We start from the raw sequence: 5,943 nt of genomic DNA on the forward strand, positions 1-5,943 counted from the left end.
TGTTTTTCTATGGGCCGACCCGTTTTGCGTTGGGGGTTGTCGGGGGGGGGTTGCCGCGGGGGGGGGGGGGGGGGGGGGGGGGGGGGGTTTGTGGGGGGGGGGGGGGGGTGGGGGGGGGGGGCCGGCCAGGTAGACCGTGCCCATCCCGCCGCTGCCGAGTGCGCGTTCGATGCGCCCGATTACAGCATTTCCGGTGATCCACTCGAGGAAAGCGGTGTGATCACCTCGCGCCCGCTCGATTGCCGCACCACCGAGGTGCTGCTCGTGGCGCAGCGGCGCAAATCGACGGTTCCCCCGCACGCGGCACGCACATTGCACGAAGTACTGGTCAGGCGCGCGGTTTCACTCGGGACGCGGGCGGCCTGAGCACGGCCCCGCAACGTGGCAGGGAAATCCTATCGCGGCATCCAAAATGCCTGTTGGACAACATTTTTCAACAATCCTAGGCTGGTGGTCATGATCAACGAGAGCTGTTGTTCCAGCGCTTCCTGAGCGCGCGAGCCCCGCGCGCGGGAATTCCGTCTTACCCCTCCCTACTTTCGATGGAGTATCACTGTGTCCGCGGATCATGAAATCGATATCGCCTCAGAGCCTTTGAAATTCGCGTATTGGGTGCCGAACGTGAGCGGCGGTCTCGTTGTCAGCAATATCGAGCAGCGCACCGATTGGAGCTACGAGTACAACAAGAAGCTGGCCGTACTGGCGGAGAACAACGGCTTCGAGTACGCGCTGAGCCAGGTGCGGTACATGGCCAGTTACGGGGCGGCCTACCAGCACGAGTCGACCAGTTTCAGTCTCGCGCTGCTGTTGGCCACCGAACGGCTCAAGGTCATCGCCGCCGTCCATCCCGGCCTGTGGCAGCCGGCGGTGCTGGCCAAGCTGCTCGCCACCGCCGATCACCTCTCCGGCGGCCGGGCGGCGGTGAATGTGGTGAGCGGCTGGTTCAAGGGCGAGTTCACCGCGCTCGGGGAGCCCTGGCTCGAGCACGACGAACGCTACCGGCGCTCGGAGGAATTCATCGAGGTGCTGCGCAGGAGCTGGACCGAGGACGAGGCCCAGTTCGCGGGCGACTTCTACCGGCTGCGCGGTTACGACCTCAAACCCAAACCGATCTCGGCGCCCGGACGCCCGCATCCGGAGATCTTCCAGGGCGGCAATTCGACCGCGGCGCGCGCCATGGCCGGGCGCGTGTCGGACTGGTATTTCAGCAATGGCAAGGACTTCGACGGCATCACCGAGCAGATCACCGAGGTGCGTGCCTCGGCCGCCGAGCACGGGCGGACAGTGCGGTTCGGGCTCAACGGATTCCTCATCGCCCGCGACACCGAGGCCGAGGCCCGGGAGACCCTGCGTGAGATCGTCGCCAAGGCCGATCCCGAGGCCGTCGAGGGGTTCCGCGGGGCGGTGCAGCAGGCCGGCAACTCCACCGGCGACAAGCGCGGCATGTGGGCCGATTCCACCTTCGAGGATCTCGTGCAGTACAACGACGGGTTCCGTTCCAAGCTCATCGGAACCCCCGAGCAGATCGCACACCGGATCGTGGAGTACAAGAAGCGCGGGGTGAACCTGCTGCTGTTGGGCTTCCTGCACTATCACGAGGAAGTCGAGTACTTCGGCAAGCATGTGCTGCCGATCGTGCGCGAGCTGGAGGCCGAATCCGCCTCCGGTGCGGGCACTCGCGAGCCGGTGGCGGTGGCGCGATGACCACCGTCGAGGCGAAGACCACCACCGATGCCGAACTCGACGCGATCTTCGGCCCGATCTTCGAGCGCATCGCCGCGGGCGCGGTCGACCGCGAGACCGACCGGCGACTGCCGTTCGAGGAGATCGGGTGGCTACGCGACGCGAAGTTCGGCGCGCTGCGCGTGCCGGTCGAGTTCGGCGGCTACGGCGTCACGGTGCGTCAGCTCTTCCGTCAGCTCATCGCCTTGGCGGCGGCGGAATCGAATCTGCCGCAAGCCCTCCGGGTGCACTTCTCCTTCGTCGAGGACCAACTGCTGGCCGAGCTCGAACCCGAGCGGGAGCGCTGGTTGCGGGCGGCGGCCAGCGGGACGCTGGTCGGCAATGCGATCACCGAGCCCGGGGTCGGCGCGGTCGACCGCTATCGCACGCGGCTCACCCGGGACGGCGAGCGGTGGCGGCTCAATGGCACCAAGTACTACAGCACCGGCTCGTTGTACGCGGATTACATTCTGGCGGCTGCGGATCGGGACGGTGAGCGGGTCGGCGTACTGGTCGACGCCGCGGCCGACGGGGTGCGCCAGCACGACGACTGGGACGGGTTCGGACAGCGGCTCACCGCCAGCGGCACCACCGAATTCACCGACGTGGTGGTGACCGACGAACAGATTCTCGGACCCGGATACGGCGCCCCCGGCCCCACGTATGCGACGGCCTATCTGCAGCTGGTGCAACTGGCGGTGCTGGCCGGGATCGCCCGGCGCGCGGAAAGCGATGCCCGCGCATGGGTGTCCGCGCGGACCCGCGGCTACACCCATTCGGTCGCGGACCTGCCGCGCGAGGATCCCTTGGTGCAGCAGGTGATCGGGCGGCTCTCGGCCGCCGCGTTCGCCGCCGAGGCGAGCGTGCTGGCGGTCGCCGATCTGCTCGACACCGTGCTGGCCGCGGGCGCGAAGGACGAAACGCAGCTGGTGGCAGCCGAACTCGCCGCCGCCCGGGCGCAGCTCGCGGTCATCGACCTGGTGCTGCCCGCGACCACGCTGCTGTTCGAAGTCGGTGGCGCGTCGGCGGTATCGGAACGGCTGCGGCTGGACCGGCATTGGCGCAACGCCCGCACCATCTCGGTGCACAATCCGGCTATTCAGAAGGCCCGCGCGATCGGCGATCACCTGCTCAATGGCACGGCGTTGCCGTTCGCGTGGAGCGCGGGCGAGCGCGCACCGGCCACGGAGACCGTGCGATGACCCGCCGGATCCGGTTCAACGCCTTCGACATGAACTGCGTGGCCCATCAATCCCCGGGCCTGTGGCGGCATCCGCAGGACCAGTCACACCGCTACAAGGAACTCAGCTACTGGACCGAGCTGGCGAAGCTGTTGGAGCGCGGGCGATTCGACGGCATCTTCATCGCCGATGTGCTGGGCACCTACGACGTCTACGGCGGCGACGATATCGCCGCGCTGCGTCAGGGCGCGCAGATCCCGGTGGCCGATCCCCTGCTGCTGGTGTCGGCGATGGCCGCGGTCACCGAGCATCTGGGTTTCGGGATCACCACCGGCACGGGATTCGAGCATCCGTATCCGTTCGCGCGTCGGCTGTCCACCCTCGATCACCTCACCGGTGGACGGCTGGGCTGGAACGTGGTCACCGGGTATCTGCCTTCGGCCGCAAGGAATTTCGGCGCCGACGATCAACTCGATCACGATGAGCGCTACAACCAGGCCGACGAATACCTCGAGGTGCTCTACAAGCTGTGGGAGGGTTCCTGGGAGGACGACGCGGTGGTGCGCGACGCGGACCGCGGCGTCTACGTCGATCCGGCGAAGGTGCACCATATCGGTCACCGCGGCACGCACTACACCGTGCCGGGCATCCACCTGTCCGAACCGTCACCGCAACGCACACCGGTGATCTACCAGGCCGGGGCCTCGCCGCGCGGGGTGCGCTTCGCCGCCGAGAACGCCGAGGCCATCTTCGTCGCCGGACCCTCCAAACGCGTCCTGACACAGACGGTTTCCCGGATCCGGGACGCGTTGGAAGCCGCGGGCCGGGGCCGCTACGCCGCGCGGATCTACGCGCTCGCGACCATCGTCACCGACGCGACCGATGCGGCCGCGCACGCCAAACACGAGGAGTATCTGTCCTACGCCAGCGTGGAGGGCGGTCTGGTGTTCATGTCGGGCTGGATGGGCATCGACCTGTCGACCTACGACCTGGACGACCCGATCGGTCAGGTGCAGAGCAATGCCATCCAGTCGGCGGTCGCGGCGTTCCAGGAGTTCGATGACGACGGCCGGGAATGGACCGTCCGGGATATCGGACGCTGGGCGGGCATCGGCGGGATGGGGCCGGTCTTCGTCGGCTCCGGGTCCACGGTCGCCGACCAGCTGCAGGACTGGGTGGACGCCACCGACGTGGACGGCTTCAACCTGGCCTACGCCATCACCCCCGGAAGTTTCGAAGACATTGTGCGCCATGTCGTTCCGGTCCTCACCGCACGCGGCGCGTACGCCGCCGACTACGCGCCGGGCACCCTGCGCAACGCCTTGTTCGGCGCGGGCGACCGGCTGCCACCGCAGCATCGCGGCGCGAGCTACCGCCTCGGCGGCGCCGCGTCGACCGCACTGACCGACACGGAGTCCCGGCCGGGATCCCGCACAGAACAGGAGATTCACGCATGACCGCAGCACAGCGCTCCACCCGCTCGGCCGCCGTGATCGGCGCCGGGCAGACCGGCGTCACCGCCGCGCTCGGCCTGCTCGACGCCGGGTTCGACGTCACCCTCTACAGCGACCGCGATCAGCGCGCGCTGCGCGACGACGTCCCGGCCACCGGCACCGCCCTCGAGTTCGGCGAAACCCAGCAGGCCGAAACAGCTCTCGGGCTCGACACGTACACCGCCCGCGCACCCCGTCACACCGGTCTGAGCGTGCGCATCGCCGGGCCCGAACGCGAGGAGCTCATCGCCTTCGACGGGCACTTCGACGGCTATGTCGGCGTGGCGGTCGACACCAGGCTCAAGGCCGACGAGCGACTGACCGCCTTCCAGGAACGCGGCGGCCGTTTCGTCGTGGACCAGGTGACGCCCGAATCGCTCGACACCATAGCCGGCGCAGCCGATCTCACGCTGGTCGCCACCGGGCGCGGCGGGCTGTCGCAGCTGTTCGCGGTCGACGAGTCCCGCAGTCCCTATGCCGCGCCGCAGCGTTCGCTGCTCACCGTCACGGTCACCGGGCTCGGCCACGACCCGGGCGTGTTCGCCCATCGCAGCCGCGCGGGCGGCGCGCACAGCGGATTCTCCATCTTCGCCGACCAGGGTGAGGGCTGGTGGGGGCCGTATCTGCACAAGGACGCGGGCCCCAGCTGGGCCTTCCTGGGCTGGGCCCGGCCCGGCAGTGACTGGGAAAAGCGTTTCGCCGCAGCCGATTCCGCGGACACCGCGTTGCGGATCGTGCGTGAGCTCTACCGCGACTACATCGACTGGGACCTGCCCGAGGTGCTCGCCGCGCAGGTGATCGCCGAGGATCCGCACTCCTGGCTGAAAGGCGCGGTACGGCCGGTGGTTCGCGCCGGATCGGGGCGCACCGCCGGCGGTCATGTGGTGGCCTCGCTCGGCGACACCGCGGCGGCCCACGATCCGATCGCCGGGCAGGGCGCGCAGAGCGGGCTGATCCAGGCGCAACGGCTCGTCGCGGCCGCGGCCGTGCACGACGGACCGTTCGACCAGGACTGGATCGATCGCCGATACCAGGAGTTCCTGACCGCGCGCGGGGATGCGGCGAATCGGGTGACCCGGCTGTTCCTCGGCGATCCCGAACTCGCCGAGATCGGCAACCAGCTGTTCGCCGCGGCCGCGGTCGACGGGCGCGTCGCCTCGGCGCTGGTCGGCCTGCTGCATCGGCCGCAACCGCTGCTGGGCATCGATTCCGTCGAGGCCGCAGGACGATTCATCACCGAGGTCACCGGGGAGGACGCGAGCGCCCTGCTGGCCCGCTTCGCACCCGCCGGGCGATTCGACCGCTCCGCCTTCGCCGATCACCTCGCCACCGCCTGACCCGCCGCCCCGAAGGAGTCCGCCATGAGCACGACCGGAAAACCTTGGTGCACAGCATGACCGAGATCGCTGATCGGGTGGTCGCCGCGGACGTGATCGCCGACGCCGAACAGGCGTTGGCGGTCGCGACGCGGCTCGCCGCCCACTTCGCCGCCGGCGCGGCCGAACGCGACGCACAGCGGCTGCTGCCGCGCGCCGAGCTGGACGAGC

The 5,943-nt window shown here is 69.1% G+C and carries 5 protein-coding genes; all 5 read left to right on the forward strand.

Annotated features, from left to right (window positions below):
- Positions 1–216 precede the first annotated feature (216 nt).
- Positions 217–366 carry a hypothetical protein gene (locus ACWELQ_RS35630; protein WP_452401413.1) on the forward strand — a complete coding sequence of 50 codons (150 nt, stop codon included), beginning with the start codon at positions 217–219 and terminating at the stop codon, positions 364–366.
- Between the two features lie 213 nt (positions 367–579).
- The gene (gene sfnG / locus ACWELQ_RS35635) at positions 580–1,704 is read left to right on the forward strand and encodes a dimethylsulfone monooxygenase SfnG (protein ID WP_452401417.1); all 1,125 of its coding nucleotides are present in this window, start codon (positions 580–582) and stop codon (positions 1,702–1,704) included.
- The gene (locus ACWELQ_RS35640) at positions 1,701–2,924 is read left to right on the forward strand and encodes an acyl-CoA dehydrogenase family protein (RefSeq protein ID WP_452401414.1); all 1,224 of its coding nucleotides are present in this window, start codon (positions 1,701–1,703) and stop codon (positions 2,922–2,924) included. Before sfnG ends, ACWELQ_RS35640 begins: the two co-directional genes overlap by 4 nt.
- Positions 2,921–4,360, forward strand: a complete 1,440-nt coding sequence (locus ACWELQ_RS35645) for an LLM class flavin-dependent oxidoreductase (protein WP_452401415.1) — start codon at positions 2,921–2,923, stop codon at positions 4,358–4,360. Before ACWELQ_RS35640 ends, ACWELQ_RS35645 begins: the two co-directional genes overlap by 4 nt.
- A complete protein-coding gene (locus ACWELQ_RS35650; protein ID WP_452401416.1) occupies positions 4,357–5,733 on the forward strand; it encodes a styrene monooxygenase/indole monooxygenase family protein in 1,377 nt (458 codons plus the stop codon). Before ACWELQ_RS35645 ends, ACWELQ_RS35650 begins: the two co-directional genes overlap by 4 nt.
- The last annotated feature ends 210 nt before the right edge of the window (positions 5,734–5,943 follow it).

The sequence above is a fragment of the Nocardia sp. NPDC004722 genome, assembly GCF_053601505.1.